Source organism: Pseudomonas sp. LBUM1640, assembly GCF_059716225.1.
In genome coordinates, this window is record NZ_CP166816.1 from 2,899,437 (window position 1) to 2,923,339 (window position 23,903).

The following is a 23,903-nucleotide window of genomic DNA, read 5'->3' on the forward strand; positions in this document are numbered from 1 at the left end:
TAGTAGCCATTTTTTATTACTGGGCGAGTGCGTAATCGTTGTTAATTGTTGCGCGTGGATTAATAAGTCACTGGATAATTGCAGGCGTGTTGTTCAATGATTAAGGTGTCGAGTTTTTGTTTCAAATGGTCTTTTTCATTATTTCGATAAATAACGCGCTGGCCAAAAATTGTTTTAGCCATTGTTGCAACTTCGGATACGGGGCCCCCGCAAACCATTCGCGATCCACATGGGCAAACTGGCGCACAAATGGCGCCAGTGCTGTATCGGCCAAGCTCAAATGGTCGGCCAGCAAGTAGTCGTTCTGCAAAAGCAACCCTTCCAGCTTGTGCAAAAACACCTCACCCTCGGCCCGATAGTGTTCCATCGGCTGCTCCGGGTAGCGCTCGGCATACTTGTATCGATTCAAGTGATGTTTGAACACCTGGTCATTCTCGGCGATCAACGCCAGCACCTTTGGGTCACCGTGCAGCAACCAATCCTCTGGATCGTGCTGCGCCAACGCCCACTGCATGATCTCCAGGCTTTCCTCAATGACGTGGTCATCCACGCTCAATACCGGCACCGTGCCTTTGGGCGACAGCGCCAGCATTTCGGCTGGCTTGGCCTTTAAGCTCACCTCGACGATCTGCACAGGCACCCCCGAATAGCGCAAGGCCAAGCGCGCCCGCATCGCATACGGGCAGCGTCGAAACGAATACAGCAGCGCCGCGCTCACTTGACCTCCAGGGTGCTCAAGCCATTGCCCTGGCGCTTGACCTGGATCTGCACCGGGATGCGCTCGTGCATTTCCTGCACGTGGGAAATCACCGCCACCTTGCGGCCTTGGGCCTGCAAACCGTCCAGCGCGTCCATCGCCAACTGCAGCGACTCGGGGTCGAGGCTGCCAAAGCCTTCGTCGATAAACAGCGACTCAATCTTCAACGTGCTCGACGCCATCGACGCCAGGCCCAAGGCCAGCGCCAGCGACACCAGGAACGTTTCGCCACCGGACAACGAGTGCACCGAGCGCAGTTCATCGCCCATTTCCGTGTCCATCACCAACAGCCCGAGCATGCTGCCGCCGCGTTTGAGGCGGTAGCGGCGCACCAGTTGGCGCAGTTGCACGTTGGCGTGGTGTACCAGCAAGTCGAGGTTGTAGGCCTGGGCGATCTTGCGGAAGGTGTCGCCGGTGGCTGAGCCGATCAACGCATTCAGGCGTGCCCAGCGCTGCCATTCTTCGTAGGCCTGGGTGATCTGTTCGGCCAGGGCGTGGTTGGCGTCCTGGCGGCGTTGGTCTTCGGCCTGGCGTGCACGCAGCTCGGCGCAGTGTTTCTCGCCCTCGGCAAATTGCAGGTTGAGCGCGGCCAAGCGGCTATCGAGCTGTTCGGCCTCCAGGTTGCCGTTGTGCAGCGCTTGGTGTTCGGCCAAGCGTTGCTCGCGCTCTTGCAGCAGCACCTTGGCTTGTTCGACGGCTTTTTCGCTGTGTTGCAACTGCTGGCGCAATTCACCGATCTGGCTGTCATCAAAGGCCAGCAAACGCGTGAGCCCGTCGTCATCCAGTTCGGGGTGCAGGGTGCGCCATTCGCCCAGGCGCTCGCCGAGGTGTTGCTGCTCGGCGGTGAGGGCCTGTAGGCGTTCCTGCTGGGCCTTGAGGTCGGCGGCCAATTGGATCAGGGCATTGCGGATATCTTGCAGCTGTTGATTGGCATCGGTCTCGCGCTGGCGCGACTGCACCACCGTTTGGTCAAGCTGGTGTTGCCACTGTTCGGCGCTGGCGTGATCGCCCAGCAGGGCGCGCAGTTTTTCCTCGGCCGCCTGTTGTTGCGTGGCCAATTCGCTGACGTGTTGGTGCAAGGCGTCCAGTTGCTGTTGGCGATGCTGTTGATGGGTCTGTTCTTTCTCGATGGCCTGCTGGCGTTCCTGCTGCTCCGCCAGTTCATCGCGCTGGTGGCCCAGCTGTTCCAGGCGCTGGCTGACCTGCTGGTCCAGCTGCATAAAGGTCGCGGCCGGTTCGCGGCGCAGGCCTTCGAGGGTTTCAGCGGGCAACAGGCTGGCGAAGGCGTTGAGTTCTTCGTCGAGGCGTTCGCGGTCGTTGGACAGCTCGCGCTGCTGGTCCACCAGCAACTGCCGCGCCTGCTGGCTCGCGTCCTGGGCGGCTTGCAGTTGCTGCTGCAAACGCCCGGCATTTTGCTGCAGGTTGAGCAGGGCGCCTTGGCGTTGTTCGTGCTGGGTGATGCTTTGCGCAAGTTTCGCCAACTGCTGGGCCAGCCAGTCGCTGCGCTTGGCCGCGTCCTGATTGAACAGCGAGGCGCACAGCGGGTGCGCATCCAGGCTGGGCTTCAGTGCTTGCTGCTGCGTCGCCAAGTGCTCCTGCTGTTGCAGGAATTCCTTTTGCTGGGCAATCAAACCGCCCACTTCACCCCGCAGCTCGGTGAGTTTTTCCTTGAGCAGGTCGACGGCCTTCTGCGCCGTGGCTTCTTCGTTTTCGTCATGCCGGCCGAGGCTTTGCAGCAAGGCTTCAGGCTGGTGATACGGGTGTTCATGGCTGCCGCACACCGGGCACGGCTGATCATCCTGCAACTGCTCACGCAATTCCTCGACGCTGGCACTGCGCGCCAGGCGTTGGCGTTCCAGCAGTTGCTTGGTCACCGTCAAGGTTTGCTCGGCCACGCTCAGCTCGGCCTTGGTTTGCAGGCCGGTCTGGTTCAGTTGTTCACGCTGCTGCTGCGCGTCCGCGAGTCTTTGTGTGAGGTTGGCGCTCTGTTGATCAAGCTGTTGCTGGTTGTCCCACAGGCGTGTCAGGTCTTCAAAGGCGCGTTGTTGCTTGCGATTGTCCTGCAACAGGCTGGCGAGCAGCTGGATCTGTTCGGCGACGGCGTGTGGTTCGGCGCCAGCTTCCTGATACAGCAGGTCCAATGCATCGCGCTGCTGGGCGAATTGCTCGGCGGCGCTGGTGGCACGCTGTTCAAGCTGCGGCAGCTCGCCTTGGCCTTTGTTCAAGCGATTGCCGATCAGCATCAGTTGTTGCAGGCGGTCGCGGTAGGCGCCCCAGGCATCGCTCAGCGGCGCAAGGGCGGCGCTGCGCTCAAGCTCGGCGGCCAGGCGCTGCAAGCGCTCGGCGACCTGGCTGTGCGTGTCCTGCAAACCCTTGAACAAGGTTTGGCCTTCGGCGCACGCCTTTTCATGTTGCTGTTTGTCCTCGGTGCGTTTGGCCAGGTCCTTGGTCAGGTGGGCGAGGGTGCTTTGTTCTTCAAAGGCTTGGCGCAGCAATGGCACGGCGTCGGCCTGGTTTTTCAGCGCGTCAGCCAGTGCTGCCTGGGCGGCGGTTTGCTGCTGTTGCGCCTGTTCCTGACGCGCATGCAGTTCGGCTTGCTGCTCGATGTGCTGCTGAATCTGCGCAGCGAGGGGCGTCAGCAAGGTGCCGATTTCAGCCTGCCTAGCGAACTGATGGCGTTGCGGCGCCAAGTGCTCCAGGCGGCTCAAATCCTGGCGTTGCGCGCCTTGGCCGTCCCACTCCGCCTGCGCCCGTTGCAGTTGCTCAGTCGCATTTTGCTGGCGCTCCTGCCATTCGCGCAGTTCCTTGAGCCAGGTGTGTTGCAGCTCCAGCTGTTTGAGCTGGGCCTGCTGGGTCTTGAGCTGTTGCTGGGCCTCGGCGAGCTGTTGATCAAGCTCGGCACGGGCTTCAGGGGCCAGGGGCACCACGCCGGTGGCCTGGTCTTGCAGCTGTTTATGCGCATCCTTGGCGTCCTTGGCCTTGTCGAAGGCGCGGCGGCCAAGCTGGGTGTAGAGCGCGGTGTCGGTGAGCTTTTCCAGCAGTTCGCTGCGCTCGTTGTCGTTGGCCTTGAGGAAGGCGCTGAACTCGCTTTGCGCCAGCAACACCGCACGGGTGAATTGCTCGAAGTTCAGGCCCAGGGCCAGTTCCAGCTGGGTCTTGTATTCGGTCTTCTGGCTGGCGAGCAGTTGGTCACTGTCCAGGTCGATCAGGCTTTGCCGGCTGTTCTGCAACTTGCCGCTGGCCTTGTCGCGGGCGCGGTTGGCTTCCCAGCGCGCCCGGTAGCGACGGCCGTTGACGCCGACAAAATCCACCTCGGCATACCCGCCGCCGGTGCCGCGGCGCAGCAGGGTGCGCGGGTCGCCGATGGAAATATCGCTGTCGGCATCCGGCATCTTGGCCTGGCCGGTATCGCCCAGGCGCGGCACCGCACCAAACAGCGCCAGGCACAGCGCATCGAGCAGGGTACTTTTACCCGCGCCGGTCGGCCCGGTAATCGCGAACAAACCGGCGCTGGCCAGGGGCTCGGCGGTAAAGTCGATTTCAAACGGGCCCGCCAGGGAGGCGAGGTTTTTCAGGCGAATGGCGAGAATCTTCATGGCTGTTCGCCCTCCTGTTGCACTTCCTGGAGCAGCACGGCGAAATCCTTCAAGGTCTGTTCATCCACTTCACTGCCGTAGCTGTCCTGCCAGGCGCGACTGAACAGTTCTTGAGGCGTGAGCTGGTCGAGTTCGATCAGGCGCTCGTCGTCCGTGTCGTCGCTGCCGCGTTTGCCGGCGTATTCAGCGGCGATGCGCACCAGCCGCACGGCCTTGCCTTGCAGGGCGGTTTCGATTTGCTGGCGCAGGTCCGGTTGCGGCTCGTCAAGGCGCACGCGCACTTCGAGCCACGGGTGGCGCTGGGTTTCGGCCAGCAAGTCGATGTCGGGCAGGTCGGCCAACTGCTGGAGGATATCTGCCAGCGGCGCAGCTTCCAGGCGTTGCAGGTTGACCGAACGTGGAATCAGTAGCGGCTCGACACTCACCAGGCGTTGGCCCTGGAAGGTCACATCGAGAATCTGATGCTTGTAGCCGATTTCGGAAAACGACAAAGGAATCGGCGAGCCACTGTAGCGAATCCTGTCCTCGCCATTCACCCGCTGCGGCTTGTGCAAATGGCCGAGGGCCACATACGCCACGCTGGCATCGAACAGTTTGGCGGGCAGCGCTTCGGCATTGCCAATGATCAGGCTGCGCTCGGAGTCTTCCGACACCGAGCCGCCAGCCATGTGCGCGTGGCTGATGGCAATCAGCGCCTGGCCTTTTTTGCGTTTGGTATTGGCGGCGGCAATCAACCGTTCATGTACCTGGCCGATGCCGCGCAAGTAATCATCACCCAACTGCGCGCCGGTGACTTCCGCCGGGCGCAAAAACGGCAGCGCCAGGCACCACGCGGCGATCTTGCCTTTGGCGTCGGGCAGCGGGATCAGCAAGCGCTCGGCATCCAGTTGGCCGTCATCCAGCCACAGCACGCGGCCCAAGGCATGCGTGCGCAGGCGGCGCATCAACGGCGCGGGCAGTTCGATGCGTGAACCGGAGTCGTGGTTGCCGGCGATCATCACAATCGTGAGTGTCGGGTTTTGTTCGTGGGCGCTGATGATGAAGTCATACAGGCGCTCCTGGGCTTTGAGCGGCGGGTTGACCGTGTCGAAGATGTCGCCGGCGATCAGCAGCACATTCGGCTGCTCGGCCTTTAATTGGCCCAGCAGCCACTCGAGGAAACAGGCGTGTTCGAAGTCGCGTTCCTGGCCATGCAGGTTTTGGCCGAGGTGCCAGTCGGAGGTGTGGAACAGACGCAAGGCGAACTCCGTGGAGAAGATGAAAAGGAGGGGAGTTTACCTGTAAAAGCCCACACAGTGCCCGTGGGTGACCCAGATCAGCTGTGTGTGGCTTGCCTGTGATGGGTTTAAGTAGATTGAGTACATATCCGTTGCTGCGGTAACGGCGGCTTAGGGTTTCGCTCTTACAGCGAGTCACTTTTGGCAAACGCGGTACGTGTCAAGGTACCTGTCGCCTTGGTACTGCTTGTGCTAACCCGCAGCGCTCCGTGGTTCAGGGCGCTCGGGGTTCAGATACACCGCATGTGTCAACTTCCAGTTGCGTATTTTGGTGCTCCAGCGGCTTGGATTGGCTTTTCTGGCCTCCTCATAAAGCGCTGATCTGGCCTGTAACAGAGCAGTTGCCGTTCCTTCGTGTCGCTCGTTTGGCGTTACGTATTTCAAGGCGCTGTGGCGATGATCTTCGCTGTACCACTCGACAAATTTTTGCACCCAGAGCCTTGCTTCAGTCACCGAGTCAAATGGCTGGTCGGGCCAGAGCGGGCAATATTTCGCAGTGCGAAAAAGTGCTTCGGCGTAAGCATTGTCATTGCTCACCCGGGGCCGGCTAAATGACGACTCGATCCCTAGCGCAACCATGCTTTCACGCAGCAGGGAGCCTCTCATGACGTTGCCATTATCCGAGTGCAACACCAGTGGGCGGCCTGCTGTTTTCTCTCGCAAACAGCCTTTTTCGAGCAATTTACAGGCATGTTCGGCGCTCTCTACTTCATGTACTTCATTGGCCACCAGCTTTCGGCTGTAGATGTCCTTAACCATATACCAGTAGAAAAAACGACCCTTGACCGTGCTCGGCAGCCAAGTGATATCCCAGCACCACACCTGGTTTGGGGCATCGGCACGGTGCGTCGTCAGTACTCGAGGTTTTGGCGCCTTGGCACGGCCCCGGCGTACATTCTGGTTGGCCGCTTTTAGCACACGATAAAACGTCGACTCAGACGCCAGATAGATCCCTTCATCTGCCAGTTTGGGCACAATTTGGTGCGGTGTCAGGCTGGCGTAGCCAGCCTGATTCGCAGCATCAAGCACGCTTTGACGTTCTGCCTCGCTGAGCTTGTTGAACGGTGCTGCCCTCTGAGTTACCTGGCGCTGGTCGCAATCGGTATGCTTCCAGCGCTGAACGGTGCGCAAGCTCAATCCCAGCTCATTACACGCCCGATAACGACGAGCCCCGCTGAGCACCGCCTCCGCTATTAACTTCATGGCTTGCATACGATCAGAGGCGCTGATCAGTCTTCCTTGTCCTTGCCCCAGATCGCATTGGCTTTTTTTCTGAGTTCCAACAAAGCCTCCGCTTCGGCACGACCGGCATTCGCGCGGTTCAACTGGCGCTCCAGTTCTTTAATCCGTTGCTGCTCAGCGGTTTTTTCTACGCTGAGCTTCAGGTCTGCAAGCGGGTTCGCGTTTTGGCAGGCCTCGCGCCACTGCTGGATTTGCTCTGGGTAAATACCTTTGATTCGGCAGTACTGAGAAACTTCCACCTCGCTTAAAGGCGCGGTTTCCATGACGGCGTTGAATTTATCGGCACTGGACCATTGATCACTGGTCTTGCCATTTCCCGGAACGATTAACCCTTTATCTCTAGCCATTTGTCTCCAGTTACGCAGCGACTGTGGCGTGACGTTGAGCGCGATAGCGAGTTCTGCCACCGAGCGATTGAGCGGCGGCATCATCTGCTGGACCGCCCAATCTTTGAAGTCGTCATCATAACGCTTGGACATCTTGGACATTGCTATGCACCTTCGCCCTCTTGAATGAATGATTCCATCGATAAGAGCGACAGGTAGCCTGACACGGAGGGAACGCCCCAAAAGTAACCAAAAGGTCTTTGCCCCACCACTCGGTGCCTCGCTTAGGCTCGGCATGCCCTCACTCCGGCTTGAATCCGTGGGCCGCCGCGATGGGCCATCCTTGGCCCAGCGCGGCTAACCCGGCGTCCTGCCGGGTTACCCACGGATTCAAGCCTGCGTTCGGCCATCGTGGTTAACGGGGCCTGTCAGATCAAGATCAAAATCTACAGCACGGCGGCCTAGTAGCCGACCTGAGTGGTTGAAGCAGAAGCAGGGCAACAGCACAGCAAAAACAGATCAGAAGCAGAGCTGCTTTTCTGTGGGAGCTGGCTTGCCTGCGATTGCATCAACAGGGTATGCCTGATGTACAGAGGTGTCTGCATCGCAGGCAAGCCAGCTCCCACATTTGACCGAGTACACACATCTACCTGATGTACTGAGCTCCAAATGTGGGAGCGGGCTTGCTCGCGAATGCGGTGGGTCAGCCACCAAATGCATCAACTGACACACTGCCTCGCTTTCGCTTTTGATCTAACCACTCAGGTCGGCTACTAGGCCGCCGTGCTGTAGATCTTGATCTTGATCTTGATTTTGATCTTAGGCGCCCCGTTAAACCACGCTGGCCGAACGCAGGCTTTGGAGCGGGGGTAAACCGGCAGGACGCCGGTTTAGCCGCGCTGGGCCAAGGATGGCCCATCGCGGCGGCCCCCGCTCCAAAGCCTGCGTGAGGGCACACCGAGCCTAAGCGAGGTGCCGAGTGGTGGGGCAAGAGCCCTTTTGGTTACTTTTGGGGCTCTTTTCCAAAAGTGACCCGCCGTAAGGGCGGAACCAATATCAGCCAATACCGCAGCAACGGATATGCACCCAGCGCCCCCCACGACAACCACAGCACTCAACCCGAAAAAAAGATGTGTAGATACCTATGGCCATCGCAGGCAAGCCAGCTCCCACAGGGGTTACCCGGCGTGCAAGCAGTCCAGCGCGCGGTTGGCGAGGGTTTTAGCCTGGTTGATCAAGTGCTCGGTGGCGCCGGCAATGGCGCGTTGATCACCGGTCAGCTCTTGGGTGGAAACGGCTGCGGTGGCAGCAGCGCAGCGCAACAGGTCGCAGATGTGGGCGAGGGCGTCTTCGAAGCTAAGGTCGTGATGCACGGTGAAAGACGGCGGTGTGTCGGGTTGTAGATAGTGGCTCAGGGCGCGCTCAAAGATTTCGCGGTCGAGGGTGAAGCGGGGTGGGTCTGGGACGATTTTATGCATGAATGAAACTCCTAAAAGATTGGGAGCCATTCTTTTGCAGATCTCACTCGACAAAAGGTGGCAGCTATGTGCGGGGTGAGATAACCGGTAGGAGCCCCCCGGCCAGACCGAAGTCTGCCCGCACACAGCCGCCATAGAGCATGTTGCTCGCGGTTGTGACACTTGGCACCCCTATCGACAGGATCTCACCCCTGATCGCTGATATGCAGCGACAGAGCGAAGGCTAGCCAGTGGACTGAGCAGGCGCAAGGCCAAAGGATTGTCTAGGAAACTTCCCGCAAATTAAAGGGATATGGATTGCTGGCCTTTAACAATGCATGTCCATCCGGCAACAAAAAACCAATGTGGGAGCGGGCTTGCTCGCGAAAAAGCTGGTTCAGCCAGCCTATATGTGACGGATATTCCGCCTTCGCGAGCAAGCCCGCTCCCACAGTAAAAAAGCCTTTAGGGAAGCGTCCTGCAACTTATAACGATGTGGATTGCTGGCCTTTAATTCCGCGTGACAAACACGCCAGTTAACAGGGAACTGGTTGGTGGTCGGGTGCCAACCACTTGTTTGTAAGCTGCCCAGTGGCGGATCCCTTCGAGTCTTTATAAGAGTGTTATTCATATGAATATTTTACTTTCTGCATTCCCGGTAGTTGTGCCTGTAGTTACCCAACTACTAGGCACCTCGAGGGCAGTTGTCTCGCCCGCTGTTTCTTCCGCGTCGAACACCGGCGAGAAGGACTTGCGCAGTGTTCCCAGGCAAAACGTCACGCGACCGGAGAATGATCGTCGTAGTGCTGAGCAGATTATTCTCGACAACCCGATTCTAAAAAATCTGGGGCCTCAAAAAGAGCGCCACCTGGCACTCATTAAGGAACGCCTGGGTGATTGGACCGCCAGCAACCCTGACCCGGCGTCGAGGGCGGACGCTGCCTACAATGCTGCGCGGGTGCTCAACTGGATTGATACGTCGTTGAGCGCAGTGGGCAAAGACCGTGGTGAATATTCGAACAACGGCGTCCTGGAGGGCTACACCCGCAACGGCAATGCCGCATTCGGCACGCCGGCCGGGGCGTGGGAGGGTTTTATCGAGCAGGGCTACCACATTCTGAATCGCGATCATCGGCTGGAATGGACAAATGACGCGAATGTGACCCCTGAAGGCAACTACCGCGACACTTATCGTTAACGATTGGCCTGGGTTACAGGCCCGCTGAACAGGTCTCTGCGCGGGAATCAGATTGATGATATCCGCCCATCAATTTCGACACCTGCATTGGCAGAGACTTTTCGTTTGTATTCTAGAGAAACTAACTAATGTCTAACATTCTCTCGCCCGTTACACCTGATTGTCGCGACTACTCTGCACAGGCGTTCTTTCCAGCAACGGTTAAGTCTCCTACCGCAGAAACAGGCCAGCCCTACAGTGAAAAAAATCAGCATTTTGCCCCCAGGGAAAATGTAAAACGGCCCCCTGGTGATATTCGAACTGCCGAGCAAATCATTAACGACAACCCTGTGCTCAAAATGCTGGACAGCCAAAAAGGTATTCGTCGTTACTTGGTCTATACAGTCAACGGCGAAACGTTCGTGAAAAAGCCGCAGCATGAAAAGAACATTTACGTTGAATTGGCCTATGACAAATTGGGAAATTGGACCTCCAGTAATCCAGACCCTGTTGCGAGAGCGGATGCCGCCTACAATGCGGCCAGAGTGCTTAATTGGATTGATTCGTCTCTTACTGCGACGGGGCAAAGTCGCGGTAAGGAGGCGAACAACGGTGTGCTGGAAGGTTTCACCCGCAGCGGCTATGCGCTTGATGGAACACCGGCCCGTATGTGGCAAGCGTTTGCCGAGGACGGCTATGGCGCACTCTCTTACAATCATCGGCTTGCTCACCGCGAGGACGGGCCGCTTACACAAGGGCCTCACCCACACTGGACCGACCGGCGTCTAATCGGCCAGGTAGCCGAGCATTTTCGCGAATTCGCCACTGGCGCGAATGACCGCTTTGTAAATGTTAATGAGCTCAAAGAAGCTGCCGGCTTGGTGCCCAGCAGCAGAACCTTTTCTGCACAGGCACAAGAAGTCGCCCTGGAACTGCTAGCCCGGCCTGAACTGCTGCGGGAATTGGATATCGGCATTGGCGACTATGGCCCCGGTAAGGAAGACAACCGGTTCGATCAGGAAAACATTGCCTACCTGTATAGCCGCGCGTCCGATGTGTCACCTCTACATTTTTTCCGACAGGGTTAAGTGGCGTGAGCAAGTGCAAGATCAAGGATCGCCTAGGCGACATCCAGCAGATTAAAGCGATGCCGATAGACCGCATTCGCGAGCAAGCCCGCTCCCACAGGGGGCTTCTGGGTGTCAGTTAGCGTGATGTTTATTTGGGATACAGCGGCGGCAGGCTGGTGGTGTCGGTGGCCGGGTCTTGCTCACGCTCGGCAACCGGAATGGCCTTGACTGCGCGCCACAGGTCTTCGCCCAGCCAGAAATGCCCGCCCTCGCTGTAGAGCGCGCCGTTGAGCCCGTCCAACGCATCCGACAACGGCACAAACCGCGCCGCCATATCTGCCAGGGTTTCCGGCTGTTGCCGCGCCCAGGCATCCAGCGCCTGGCGCGTGGCGTGTGGGTCGTTGGCCTGGGTGGCGCGCTTGAGGTCATCGAGCAGCGTACGCGGGCTCGGGCCGGTCTGCGCGGCACGTTGCACGGCGGGTTGGCGGCGCGCACGCCACCACAGGCCGAAGCCCAGCAGGGTGGTGCAGACCAATAGCAACGTGCTCAGTTGCCATAACCACAGGCGGTTATCGTCCGGTGCGGTGATCACCGTCGGCGTGGCAGGTGTGTCGACCACCAGGCTCGGGTTAGTCGCCACTTGCAGGGTGCGGGCCGGCAGGTGGGTGCGTTCGAGGTGATCCTCGTGGGTGTTCCACCACACCACTTCCACGGCAGGCAACTCGACGGCGCCGGCGCGGGTCGGCACCAGGGCTTCGCGGTCTTCGCGGCTGCCGATGAGGCCGTGGTCGTTGTTCTGGTTGCCGAGCACCGGTTGGTCGGGGTAGCGACGCAGGCCGTTGATGTCGATGCTGGGCAGGGCCGGCAGTTGCGCGCTGGACAGGCCTTCAGCCTTGACGGTAAGGCTGCGGGTCAGCGAGTCGCCGACTTGCACGTGGTCCGGCTCCGGGTTCCAGGCTTGCGTCAGGGTCAGGCTGCGTGCAGGTATCCAAGGCGCGTCGGCCGGGTACAGTGCGGGTTTGGGTTTGACACTCAGCGCCAGCTCGGCTGAGCTGACGTGGATCAGCTTGCCCGGCTTGGTGCCCTGCAGTGTGTTCTCCTGCGGCGGGCGCGATTCCACCAGCGTAGCGCTGAAGGTCTGCGCCGGTATCACCAGGGCGCCGCTGTGCTGCGGATAGATCGCGTAGCGGGTTTCGATCACGCCATGGCGAATGCTGTTGATGACTTTTTCGTAGGTGCGCGACTCGCCCAATTGCTCGATGCGGGCATCGGGGATTTGCAACGGCGTGAGGCTGCTGTCGTCGTACAGCGACACCGAGTGGTACACGCGCACGGTCAGCAACGCCTGGGCCTGGACGTACACGCTGGTTTGATCAAGGTTGGCTTCGATGAACACCGGCGCCAGTTCGGCGCTGGTGTTCTGGCTTACGGTTTCTACCACTTGCAGGCTGATCGGCTGGGTCTTGAGCTCGCCCACTTGCAGCGGCGGGATCACCACGGTGCCGTTTTCCTTGGGCAGCAGGGTGATGATCCAGCGTGTGGTGGCGTGGTTGTCGCCGCCCAGCGTGGTGAGTTGGTTGATCTGGCGCGTGCCGCTGACTTCGAACTGCGCATCCAGCGGTGACAGGTCGGGTTTGCCGAACTGGGTGACATCGCTGGACTCGACCGTCAGCTCCACCGTTTCCCCGGAATTGAGGCGGCTGCGGTCAACGCTGGCGACCAGGTTCGCCGCCTGGGCGGAGCCTGCCGATAACGCAAGCAGGAGCAGAAGGGTGGTGCGGCGGCTCATCGAGTCTTGTCCTGATGTTGTTGCTGTTCGTACCAGAATTTGCGGCGCAGCAGTTCACCGGGGTTGTCCGGGATTTCTCGCAGCCATTGCTCCAGCGCCTGACGGTGCTCGCCGTCAATCGTGGCATCGGCGGGGCGCAACGGCGGAGTAGTGGTGTGTTCATCGCCCAGCTCGCTGCCCGGTACGTCGTTGCCGCCCGCCTTGGGTGTGGCGCCGTTCTGGGTATCGCCGGTGCCGGCCTCGCCCTGGCCCTGGGGCGATTGCTCGCCGCCCGTGGCGCTTTGCCCGCTGGTGCCTGGTTGCGCAGTTTGGCCGGGTTGGGTGGTTTCGTCATCCTCGTTTTTTGCAGGCTTGGTGGGCTCTGGCTGTGCTTGTTGCTGCATCACGCTTTCCACCAGGGCTTTGTTTTTCAGTGCCGGTTGCAGGTCGGGCTGGGCTTCCAGCGCCTGTTCGTAGGCGTCGATGGCCGCTTCCAGTTCGCCGGACTTGGCCAGGGCATTGCCGCGATTGTAGTGGGAGTAGGCGTCATTGCTCAGCGCAAAACGCTTGATCGCCTCGGCGTAATTGCCCGCCTCATACAGGGCCACGCCTTGCCATTGTGGGTTCTCGAAGTGTTCAGCGGCTTCGGCGGGGCGCTTTTTCTTCAGCAGGTATTGGCCTTGCTGGTCGGGGCGCAGCCACAGGTCCTGGAGTTCGAAGGCATAGCTCGGTTGCGGCGCGCCCATTAACAGCAAAGGCAAACAGAACAACCAGCCGCGGCGCCCGGCGCAGGCAGCCAGCAGCAACAGCGGCAGGAGCAGCCAGTAACCCTGGTCGGCCCAGGTGTCGAGGTGCAGCAATTGGCCGTCATTGCGCAGGTTTTGCGAGCTGTCGAGCAGGTTGAGTTGGCGCAGGTCCTTGTCGTCCAGACGCGCGGCGCGGTAGCGGCCGCCCATTTCGCTGGCGAAGGCCTTGAGGGTCGGGCTGTCGAGACGCGGCACCAGAATCGCGCCCTGTTCGTCCTTGAGGAACTCGCCGCTTTCCTGGGTTACCGGTGTGCCTTCGCGGCTGCCGATGCCGAGGATCGACAAGCTCGGCGCCTGGGCACCTTGTAACTGCAACCGAATACCTTGGCGTTCCTGTTTCGACAGCGAGGAACCGACCAGCAACAGGCGGCCCTGGCCAAGGCCGGCTTGCTTGAGCAAACCCAGGGCTTTCTCCACGGCAAGGTCGGCGCGATGGCCGGGCTCGGGCATGATCGAGGGGCGCAAGGCTTCGAGCAGGTTGCGGCTGGTGGCCAGGTCATCCGACAGCGGCACCAGCGTGTGGGCACTCCCGGCGTACACGATGATGGCGGTTGGCGCATCGGCGCGTGCTTGCAGCAAGTCATACAGCTTGCGCCGGGCTTGCTCCAGGCGATTGGGCGGGCTGTCGGTGGCGAGCATTTCGGGCGTCAATTCCAGCAGCACCACCACCGGGTCGGCGGGTTTCTGACTGGGCTGTTCAACCCGTTGCCAGCTGGGGCCGAGCAATGCCAGCACGGCCAACAGCCAGGCGATGCCCAGCACCACCCACGGTGATTTGCTCTCGCGACCGTTGCCACCACTGAGCAACACCGCATGAAACGCCGGTGGCAGGATCATCTGCCAACGCCCGGCGCGCTTTTGCCGATGCCACAGTTGCCACAGCAACCAGCCAAGCAGCGGCAACAGCAACAGCCACCAAGGGCGGAACCAGTGCGGCCAGAGGTCGATCATCGACGCCTCCGCAAGCGCAGGCGTTTAAGGCGCTGGCGCCATTCAGGGTGCTGTTGCAGGAAATTGCCCTTGCTCGAGAGTTTATTGAACAGGCGCTGCAGCGCGTTGTTGGGCCAGCGCTCCTGGATCACCAGCAACATGCTGAGCACCAGCGCCAGGGCCAATGGCGCGCTGTACAGCGCCTGGGCCGGGCGGGCCTGGGTCGGTTGTTGGGCGACCGGCTCAAGCTGGTCGAGGGTTTCCTTGATCTTTTGCAGTTCGTCACCGTCGCGGGCGCGGAAATAGCGGCCACCGGTGGCCTCGGCGATGGCTTTCAACGCGGGCTCGTCCAGGTCCAGGCTCGGGTTGACGCCGAGGATGCCCAAAGAACCGGTTTGCTCCGGATCGGCGCCAATGCCGATCGGGTAGATTTTCACGCCTTCTTCAGCGGCCAGGCGCGCGGCGGTCAGCGGGTCGATCTGCCCGGCGTTGTTGGCGCCGTCGGTAACCAGGATCAGTACACGGCTTTGTGCCGGGCGCTGGCGCAGGCGTTTCAAGGCCAGGCCAATCGCATCGCCGATGGCGGTGTTCTTGCCGGCAATGCCGATGCGCGCTTCGTCCAGCCAGGTGCGCACGGTGCGCCGGTCGAAGGTCAGCGGGGCTTGCAGGTAGGCCTGGCTGCCAAACAGGATCAGGCCGACGCGGTCGCCTTCGCGGCTTTCGAGGAAGTCGCCGAGCAAATGTTGCACCAGGCTGAGGCGGCTGACGTCGTCGTCCTGCCAATGCATGTCGGGGAAGTCCATGGAGCCGGACACGTCCACCGCCACCAGCAGGTCGCGACCGCTGGCGGCAATCGGCAGCGGTTCGCCGAGCCATTCCGGGCGGGCGGCGGCGGTGAGCAAGAGCAGCCACAGCACCACGAACGGTGCCTGCTGGCGCCAGCCGGGCAGGTTGGCCCGCGCGCGGCGGCGGGCCAGGCCTTCGAGGTCGGCGAGGTAGCTGACTTTCAGCGCAGGCTCGCCACTGTCAGCCACCGGCAAGATGAGCCGCATCAACCACGGTAATGGCAACAGGGCGAAGATCCACGGCCAGGCGAACTCAAACATGTTTGCGAATCCAGGTGTCGACCGCCTGGGTCAGGCCGGCGATGGCCTTGTCGTCGAGTTTGCATTCGGGTTTGTAGGCGCCTTCCACCAGCACCATCCAGCGCGTGAGGCCGGCGGCCGGGCAGCGGTTGTCGAGGAACGCCAGCCATTTGCGGCCGTTGAGGGTGTGGCTTTGGCTGTAGGGGTAGTCGTTGCGGCACAGGCGTTTGAGCAGGCCGTTGAGTTGTTGCAGCCACGCGCCGGCAGGTGCGCCGTCGTAAGGCTTGGGCATCAAGGCCAGCTCGGCCAGGGCGGCGATGCGCAGTGGGTCAAGCGGCTGTTCGGCGCGCGCCACCGGGCGGCGCGTGGGCAGCAAGCGACGCAGCGACCACAACCCCCAACCCAGCAGCGGAATCACCAGCAGCAACAGCCACCAACCCGGCGCAGGTGGCCAAAAGCCAATGGCCGGCGGGGCGATCAGCGGTTGCAGTTGATCAAGGCTGCTCATTGCTTTTTAACCGGGCGTTGCGGGTTCAAGTACTCGCGCAGTTGCTCGACCATTTCGCTCTGGGTGCTCAACGGCATCAGCAGGATGCGCAGCTTTTGCGCGAGCAGTTCCCAGCGTGCGACGCGGGCTTCGGCCTGGGCCTTATAGGCCTGGCGCAAATCGAAGTTCAGCGTGTCCAGTTCCAGCTGTGCGCCGCGTTCCGCGAAACGTAGTAGCCCGGCTGCGGGCAGAGCGTGGTCCAGTGGGTCGGAGATCGGCAACAGCAGCAGGTCGCAATGGCGTGACAACAAACTCAGCTGTTGCTCGGCGCCTTCGGTCAGTGCGCGCTCATCGCAAATCACGATGACCAGGCTGCCGGGGCGCAACACTTCACGGCCACGGCGCAGGGCCATGCCCAAGGCGTCGGCTTCGGGGCGGCTTTCAGTATTCAAGCTCTGGTTGACGCGCACCAAGCGGTTGAGCAGTTGCAGCAGGCTTTGTTTGCTGCGCCGGGGCTTGATTTCGTAGTGCTCGCTGTCGCCAAACACCAGCCCGCCGACGCGGTCGTTATGCCCCAGCGCCGCCCAACCGATCAGGCTGGCGGCTTGCGCGGCGAGCACCGACTTGAACATCTGGCCGGAGCCGAAAAACAGCCGGCAGCTTTGCTCAACCATGATAAAAATCGGCCGTTCGCGTTCTTCATGGAACAGTTTGGTGTGCGGCTCCTGGGTGCGCGCCGTCACGCGCCAGTCGATGGTGCGCACATCGTCGCCGGCCTGGTACACGCGCACCTGGTCAAAGTCGACACCACGCCCGCGCAGCTTGGAATGGTGCAGGCCGATCAGCGGGCTGCGCTGGCTCGGCGTGGAAAACAGTTGCACTTCGCGCACGCGGTGGCGCATCTCAATCAGTTCGCTGAGCGTGACGCGAATCCCATCGCTTGCGTTCATGGGTTTCAAGCGACGGCAACGACGTCGAGAATGCGCTGCACCACGCGGTCCTGGTCGATGCCGGCCGCTTCCGCTTCGAACGACAGAATGATGCGGTGGCGCAGCACGTCGAACAGCACCGCCTGGATATCTTCCGGGCTCACAAAGTCGCGACCGGCCAGCCAGGCATGGGCGCGGGCGCAGCGGTCGAGGGCGATGGAGCCGCGCGGGCTGGCGCCGTAGGCGATCCACTCGGCCATTTCCGGGTCGAACTTGGCCGGGGTGCGCGTGGCCATCACCAATTGCACCAGGTATTCCTCTACCGCGTCGGCCATGTACAGGCCGAGGATTTCCTTGCGTGCAGCAAAGATTGCCTGCTGGCTGACGCGGCGCTCGGGCTTGGTTTCGCCATTGAGCGCCTCACCACGGGCCTGCTGCAGGATGCGCCGTTCGACGGCGGCGTCCGGGAAACCAATTTTGACGTGCATCAGGAAGCGGTCGAGCTGGGCTTCGGGCAGCGGGTAGGTGCCTTCCTGCTCGATGGGGTTTTGCGTGGCCATCACCAGAAACAGCGGCGACAGCTCGTAAGTACTGCGCCCCACGCTGACCTGGCGTTCGGCCATGGCTTCAAGCAACGCCGATTGCACCTTGGCGGGGGCGCGGTTGATTTCATCCGCCAGCACCAGGTTGTGGAAGATCGGCCCTTGCTGGAACACGAAGCTGCCGGTTTCCGGGCGATAGATCTCGGTGCCGGTGATGTCGGCGGGCAACAGGTCGGGGGTGAACTGGATACGATGGAACTGCGCTTCGATGCCTTCGGCCAACTCTTTGATGGCCTTGGTCTTGGCCAGGCCCGGTGCGCCTTCCACCAGCATATGCCCGTCAGCCAGCAGCGCGATCAGCAAGCGATCGATGAGTTTTTCCTGGCCGAGAATCTGCGTAGAAAGAAAGGTTCGCAGCGCGAGCAGCGCTTCACGATGTTCCATCGATGACGGTTCCTGGAGAGGTGAGCCTGGGCGTCGAAAAAAAAACGCCGGGCCTGGGGCGCTTACTTTAATGCATCGAGGGGGGTGGCGACTAACGGCGTGACGGGTATTTTTGGCAAATCTTGTAGGAAATTTGTATGGGAACAGGGTCAATGTGGGAGGGGGCTTGCCCCCGATAGCGGTGGATCAGTTTATACATCTGTGACTGATCGACTGCTATCGGGGGCGAGCCCCCTCCCACATTTGATCGTTGATGCAGCTTAGATTCGGGTGAACGTACCAGTGCCCTTAAGAATGTTCTGCAAGGTTTCCTCAACTTCAGCCAAATCCGACGCGGCGGTGCTGTGGAGAATTTCCAGATGATCCTTGCCACCCAGCGCATCGGCATCGCCCGCCGCCAACTCCACCCGCAACGTCGTGTTGCTTAGCGTGACCTTCAGCCCATCCAGGGTCGAGGGCTCGTAATCCCAAGTCAGTTCGACTTCATCTTCGTCCGGGTAACGGGTGAGCATGAACATCTCGCCGTTTTTACCGTGGCAGCAGAGCATGGCCATGTTGTCTTCTTCGTCGTCGCACGGGGTGGCCATCAGTGCGTCGGTGTTCAGTTGCAGCATGGGAAATCCTGTCTGGGGGGAGGGCGCAGCCAGGCAATTGTGCCATTGCGGCGAATTTTGTGCTGCATCGTATGTCAGACCCAGAGCATGACCTGACGGGCAATACCAGTCATTTTCGGTACTCGCCAGCGTGAAATCAGCCGGTTTTTCTGCGGAAAAATCCGGGTTGCGCAAGTCGCAACCCCAAGCCTGCGTACCGATGACCGAATATGTCGCAGCATCGCAAGCAGCTGTCTTCCTACACTCGTTAAGCTGCGCAACGGATGTGCCCTGTGCCGGGAGTCTGACCTGCCCGTCGTACCGTCGCCCTGCAGGGCGCACATCTTATGGAAGTTGTATGTGACCTGATTGTCTTGTCCAGCTTCACCCACCTGTCACCCTGATTCGTTTATGGTGCTTGTTATCAGCACCGACGAACAGCGCTGACGGTCTCCCCGCAAGGGGATAACACGCGACGCTTCCATCAATAACAAGCCCAAGCGGAGTACCACAGATGGCGTTCTTCACCGCAGCCAGCAAGGCCGACTTCCAGCATCAACTGCAAGCGGCACTGGCGCAGCACATCAGTGAACAGGCACTGCCACAAGTGGCGCTGTTCGCTGAACAATTTTTCGGCATTATTTCCCTGGATGAACTGACCCAGCGTCGCCTTTCCGACCTGGCCGGTTGCACCTTGTCTGCCTGGCGCCTGCTTGAGCGCTTTGATCACACCCAACCGCAAGTGCGGGTCTACAACCCCGATTACGAACGTCATGGCTGGCAATCGACCCACACCGCGGTCGAAGTGCTGCACCATGACTTGCCCTTCCTGGTGGACTCGGTACGCACCGAGCTGAACCGTCGTGGCTACAGCATTCACACCCTGCAAACCACCGTGCTCAGCGTGCGCCGTGGCAAGAAGGGCGAACTCCTGGAAATCCTGCCTAAAGGCACCCAGGGCGAGGGCATCCAGCAAGAATCGCTGATGTACCTGGAAATCGACCGCTGCGCCAATGCCGCCGAACTCAACGTGCTGAGCAAAGAGCTTGAGCAGGTACTGGGCGAAGTGCGCGTGGCCGTGGCCGATTTCGAACCGATGAAAGCCAAGGTCCAGGACCTGCTGGCCGGTATCGACGCCAGCCAGTTCAGCATCGACGGCGAAGAAAAAGCCGAGATCAAGAACTTCCTGGAATGGCTGGTGGGCAACCACTTCACCTTCCTCGGCTATGAAGAATTCGTGGTCCGTGACGACAAGGACGGCGGTCATATCGAATATGACGCCAATTCCTTCCTCGGCCTGACCAAGCTGCTGCGTGCCGGCCTCACCTTTGATGACCTGCGCATTGAAGACTACGCCGTGGCCTACCTGCGTGAGCCGACCGTGCTGTCGTTCGCCAAGGCCGCGCACCCAAGCCGCGTGCACCGCCCGGCGTATCCGGACTATGTGTCGATCCGTGAGATCAGCGCCGACGGCAAGGTCATCAAGGAACACCGCTTCATGGGCCTCTACACCTCGTCGGTGTATGGCGAAAGCGTACGCGTGATCCCGTATATCCGCCGTAAGGTCGCCGAAATCGAACGCCGCTCGGGCTTCCAGCCCAAGGCGCATTTGGGCAAAGAGCTTGCCCAAGTGGTAGAAGTGCTGCCGCGTGATGACCTGTTCCAGACGCCAGTCGACGAGCTGTTCAGCACTGTGATGTCGATTGTGCAGATCCAGGAACGCAACAAGATTCGCGTGTTCCTGCGCAAAGACCCGTACGGTCGTTTCTGCTATTGCCTGGCCTATGTGCCGCGCGACATTTATTCCACCGAAGTGCGCCAGAAGATCCAGCAAGTGCTGATGGATCGCCTGAAAGCCTCGGACTGCGAATTCTGGACGTTCTTCTCCGAATCCGTGCTGGCCCGTGTACAGCTGATTCTGCGGGTTGACCCCAAGAACCGCCTGGACATCGACCCGCTGCAACTGGAAAAAGAAGTGGTGCAGGCCTGCCGCAGCTGGCAGGACGACTACTCAAGCCTTGTGGTCGAAAGCTTCGGCGAAGCCCACGGCACCAACGTGCTGGCGGATTTCCCGAAAGGCTTCCCGGCCGGCTACCGCGAGCGTTTTGCTGCGCATTCGGCCGTGGTCGACATGCAGCACCTCAACAGCTTGACCGAAGCCAACCCGCTGGTGATGAGCTTCTATCAGCCGCTGGGCCAGGTCTCCGGCCAGCGCGAGCTGCATTGCAAGCTCTATCACGCGGACACGCCGCTGGCACTGTCCGACGTGCTGCCGATCCTGGAAAACCTCGGCCTGCGTGTGCTGGGTGAATTCCCGTACCGCCTGCGCCATGCCAATGGCCGCGAGTTCTGGATTCATGATTTCGCGTTCATCGCCGCCGAAGGCGTGAACCTGGACATCCAGCAGCTCAACGACACCCTGCAGGACGCGTTTGTGCACATCGTCCACGGCGATGCCGAAAACGATGCGTTCAACCGTTTGGTGCTCACCGCCGGCCTGCCATGGCGCGACGTGGCGCTGCTGCGTGCCTACGCGCGTTACTTGAAGCAAATCCGCCTGGGCTTCGACCTCGGTTACATCGCCAGCACCTTGAATAACCACACCGACATCGCCCGCGAGTTGACCCGGTTGTTCAAGACGCGCTTCTACTTGGCGCGCAAGCTCACCGCCGATGACCTGGAAGACAAGCAACAACGCCTGGAACAAGCGATCCTCACCGCCCTGGACGATGTTCAGGTGCTCAACGAAGACCGCATCCTGCGTCGCTACCTGGACCTGATCAAGGCCACCCTGCGCACCAACTTCTACCAGACCGACGCCAACGGCCAGAACAAGTCGTACTTCAGCTTCAAGTTCGACCCGCGTGCGATTCCCGAGCTGCCTAAGCCGGTGCCGAAGTTTGAAATCTTCGTTTACTCGCCGCGTGTTGAAGGCGTGCACCTGCGCTTTGGCAACGTGGCGCGCGGTGGCCTGCGCTGGTCCGACCGTGAAGAAGACTTCCGTACTGAAGTGTTGGGCCTGGTAAAAGCCCAGCAAGTGAAGAACTCGGTGATCGTGCCCGTGGGTGCGAAGGGCGGCTTCCTGCCGCGTCGCCTGCCACTGGGCGGCACCCGCGACGAGATCGCGGCCGAGGGCATCGCCTGCTACCGCATCTTCATTTCCGGCTTGTTGGACATCACCGACAACCTCAAAGACGGCGCCCTGGTGCCACCGGCCAATGTCGTGCGCCATGACGACGATGACCCGTACCTGGTTGTGGCGGCGGACAAGGGCACTGCGACCTTCTCCGACATCGCCAACGGCATCGCCATCGACTACGGCTTCTGGCTGGGCGATGCGTTCGCCTCCGGTGGTTCGGCCGGTTACGACCACAAGAAAATGGGCATCACCGCCAAGGGCGCGTGGGTCGGTGTGCAGCGTCACTTCCGTGAGCGCGGCATCAACGTGCAGGAAGACAGCATCACCGTGGTCGGCGTCGGCGATATGGCCGGTGACGTGTTCGGTAACGGCTTGTTGATGTCGGACAAGCTGCAACTGGTCGCGGCCTTTAACCACCTGCACATCTTCATCGACCCGAACCCGAACCCGGCGACCAGCTTTGTCGAGCGCCAGCGCATGTTCGAGTTGCCGCGTTCGGCCTGGTCCGACTACGACACCAGCATCATGTCTGAAGGCGGCGGTATCTTCTCGCGCAGCGCGAAGAGCATTGCCATCTCGCCACAGATGAAAGAGCGCTTCGACATCCAGGCCGACAAGCTGACCCCGACCGAACTGCTGAACGCCTTGCTCAAGGCGCCGGTGGACCTGTTGTGGAACGGCGGCATCGGTACTTACGTCAAGGCCAGCACCGAAAGCCATGCCGATGTGGGCGACAAGGCCAACGACGCGCTGCGCGTCAACGGCAACGAGCTGCGCTGCAAAGTGGTGGGCGAGGGCGGTAACCTCGGCATGACCCAATTGGGTCGTGTGGAATTCGGCCTCAATGGCGGCGGTTCCAACACCGACTTCATCGACAACGCCGGTGGTGTGGACTGCTCCGACCACGAAGTGAACATCAAGATCCTGCTCAACGAAGTGGTGCAGGCCGGTGACATGACCGACAAGCAACGCAACCAGTTGCTGGCGAGCATGACCGACGAAGTCGGCAACCTGGTGTTGGGCAACAACTACAAGCAGACCCAGGCGCTGTCCCTGGCTGCGCGCCGTGCCTACGAGCGTGCTGCCGAGTACAAACGCCTGATGAGCGACCTGGAAGGCCGTGGCAAGCTGGACCGCGCCATCGAGTACCTGCCGACCGAGGAGCAGCTCACCGAGCGCGCCGCGACCGGCAAGGGCCTGACCCGTCCGGAGCTGTCGGTGTTGATCTCCTACAGCAAGATCGACCTCAAGGAAGCGCTGCTCAAGTCGCTGGTGCCGGATGACGATTACCTGACCCGCGACATGGAGACCGCGTTCCCACCGAGCCTGGTCGCCAAGTTCGGCGAAGCCATGCGTCGCCATCGCCTCAAGCGCGAAATCGTCAGCACCCAGATCGCCAACGACCTGGTCAACCACATGGGCATCACCTTCGTGCAACGGCTCAAAGAGTCGACTGGCATGAGCCCGGCGAACGTGGCGGGCGCCTATGTGATCGTGCGTGACATCTTCCATCTCCCGCACTGGTTCCGTCAGATCGAAGCCCTGGACCACCAGGTTTCCGCCGACGTGCAACTGGAGCTGATGGACGAGTTGATGCGCCTGGGCCGCCGCGCTACGCGCTGGTTCCTGCGCAGCCGTCGCAACGAGCAGGATGCTGGCCGTGACACCGCGCACTTCGGTCCGCACTTGGCGGCGTTGGGCCTCAAGCTCGACGAACTGCTGGAGGGCCCGACCCGCGAAGGTTGGCAGAACCGCTACCAGGCCTACACCGAAGCCGGCGTACCGGAATTGTTGGCGCGCATGGTTGCAGGCACCACTCACCTGTACACCTTGCTGCCGATCATCGAAGCCGCCGACGTCACCGGGCATGACGCCGCCGACGTGGCCAAGGCCTACTTCGCCGTCGGCAGCGCCCTGGACCTGCCATGGTACTTGCAGCAGATCAGCGATCTGCCGGTGGCCAACAACTGGCAGGCCCAGGCTCGCGAAGCGTTCCGCGACGATGTGGACTGGCAGCAACGGGCGATCACCATCTCGGTACTGCAAATGGCCGACGCGCCACAAGACATGGAAGCCCGCGTGGCCCTGTGGCTTGAGCAGCACCAGGACATGGCCGATCGCTGGCGCGCAATGATGGTGGAAATTCGTGCTGCTGTCGGCACGGACTACGCCATGTACGCGGTCGCCAACCGTGAACTGCTGGACCTGGCGTTGAGTGGTCAGTCGGTGCTGCAATCGGCTTGATCCTGCAGTAAAACAAAAGCCCCCGTATCGTGAG

Annotated in this window: 15 protein-coding genes; 3 read left to right on the plus strand and 12 right to left on the minus strand. The window is 60.8% G+C overall.

The genetic code is table 11. The annotated features are described in order from the left end of the window. Window positions 1-121: 121 nt before the first annotated feature. The 5 genes from ACA065_RS13030 to ACA065_RS13050 all read right to left on the minus strand — a co-directional run bounded on the left by ACA065_RS13030 (window position 122) and on the right by ACA065_RS13050 (window position 8,676). Window positions 122-718, minus strand: coding sequence for a glutathione S-transferase (locus tag ACA065_RS13030; protein WP_497694866.1), 597 nt, complete (start codon window positions 716-718; stop codon window positions 122-124). Then, entirely contained in the window at window positions 715-4,353 is a 3,639-nt protein-coding gene (locus ACA065_RS13035; protein ID WP_497694867.1) for an AAA family ATPase, read from the minus strand. Before ACA065_RS13035 ends, ACA065_RS13030 begins: the two co-directional genes overlap by 4 nt. Continuing rightward, on the minus strand, window positions 4,350-5,591 hold the full coding sequence (locus tag ACA065_RS13040) for an exonuclease SbcCD subunit D C-terminal domain-containing protein (RefSeq protein ID WP_497694868.1): 1,242 nt from the start codon (window positions 5,589-5,591) through the stop codon (window positions 4,350-4,352). The genes ACA065_RS13035 and ACA065_RS13040 overlap by 4 nt, the downstream gene beginning before the upstream one ends. A 231-nt stretch (window positions 5,592-5,822) precedes the next feature. Then, window positions 5,823-7,351 (minus strand): IS3 family transposase gene (locus ACA065_RS13045; protein ID WP_497695342.1). Its coding sequence is split into 2 segments (ribosomal slippage): window positions 5,823-6,910 and window positions 6,910-7,351, totalling 1,530 coding nucleotides; the frame shifts between segments, so codons are not numbered across the junction. Between the two features lie 1,025 nt (window positions 7,352-8,376). Further along, window positions 8,377-8,676, minus strand: a complete 300-nt coding sequence (locus tag ACA065_RS13050; RefSeq protein WP_497694869.1) for a DUF6124 family protein — start codon at window positions 8,674-8,676, stop codon at window positions 8,377-8,379. Window positions 8,677-9,286: 610 nt separating this feature from the next. Here ACA065_RS13050 and ACA065_RS13055 point away from each other — a divergent pair. Next, window positions 9,287-9,853: a hypothetical protein gene (locus ACA065_RS13055; protein ID WP_497694870.1), complete on the plus strand. Its 567-nt coding sequence runs from the start codon at window positions 9,287-9,289 to the stop codon at window positions 9,851-9,853. Window positions 9,854-9,981: 128 nt separating this feature from the next. Further along, complete coding sequence (locus ACA065_RS13060; RefSeq protein ID WP_497694871.1) at window positions 9,982-10,920, plus strand: hypothetical protein; 939 nt, start codon at window positions 9,982-9,984, stop codon at window positions 10,918-10,920. A gap of 130 nt (window positions 10,921-11,050) precedes the next feature. On the opposite strand, the gene ACA065_RS13065 is transcribed toward ACA065_RS13060, so the two are convergent. From ACA065_RS13065 to ACA065_RS13095, 7 genes are all read right to left on the minus strand, one after another. Further along, complete coding sequence (locus ACA065_RS13065; protein WP_497694872.1) at window positions 11,051-12,691, minus strand: BatD family protein; 1,641 nt, start codon at window positions 12,689-12,691, stop codon at window positions 11,051-11,053. Continuing rightward, window positions 12,688-14,427 carry a vWA domain-containing protein gene (locus ACA065_RS13070; protein ID WP_497694873.1) on the minus strand — a complete coding sequence of 580 codons (1,740 nt, stop codon included), beginning with the start codon at window positions 14,425-14,427 and terminating at the stop codon, window positions 12,688-12,690. The genes ACA065_RS13065 and ACA065_RS13070 overlap by 4 nt, the downstream gene beginning before the upstream one ends. After that, entirely contained in the window at window positions 14,424-15,512 is a 1,089-nt protein-coding gene (locus ACA065_RS13075) for a vWA domain-containing protein (protein WP_497694874.1), read from the minus strand. Before ACA065_RS13075 ends, ACA065_RS13070 begins: the two co-directional genes overlap by 4 nt. Continuing rightward, entirely contained in the window at window positions 15,505-15,999 is a 495-nt protein-coding gene (locus tag ACA065_RS13080; RefSeq protein WP_046068399.1) for a DUF4381 domain-containing protein, read from the minus strand. Before ACA065_RS13080 ends, ACA065_RS13075 begins: the two co-directional genes overlap by 8 nt. Further along, on the minus strand, window positions 15,996-16,928 hold the full coding sequence (locus ACA065_RS13085; RefSeq protein ID WP_497694875.1) for a DUF58 domain-containing protein: 933 nt from the start codon (window positions 16,926-16,928) through the stop codon (window positions 15,996-15,998). The genes ACA065_RS13080 and ACA065_RS13085 overlap by 4 nt, the downstream gene beginning before the upstream one ends. Window positions 16,929-16,933: 5 nt before the next feature. Beyond that, window positions 16,934-17,893, minus strand: a complete 960-nt coding sequence (locus ACA065_RS13090) for an AAA family ATPase (protein WP_017739127.1) — start codon at window positions 17,891-17,893, stop codon at window positions 16,934-16,936. 260 nt (window positions 17,894-18,153) lie between these two features. Further along, the gene (locus tag ACA065_RS13095) at window positions 18,154-18,507 is read right to left on the minus strand and encodes a hypothetical protein (RefSeq protein ID WP_497694876.1); all 354 of its coding nucleotides are present in this window, start codon (window positions 18,505-18,507) and stop codon (window positions 18,154-18,156) included. A 493-nt stretch (window positions 18,508-19,000) separates the two neighbouring features. Between ACA065_RS13095 and ACA065_RS13100 the strand changes: the two genes are divergently transcribed. Then, window positions 19,001-23,869 (plus strand): NAD-glutamate dehydrogenase, encoded by a 4,869-nt coding sequence (locus ACA065_RS13100; RefSeq protein ID WP_497694877.1) that lies wholly within the window; start codon window positions 19,001-19,003, stop codon window positions 23,867-23,869. The last annotated feature ends 34 nt before the right edge of the window (window positions 23,870-23,903 follow it).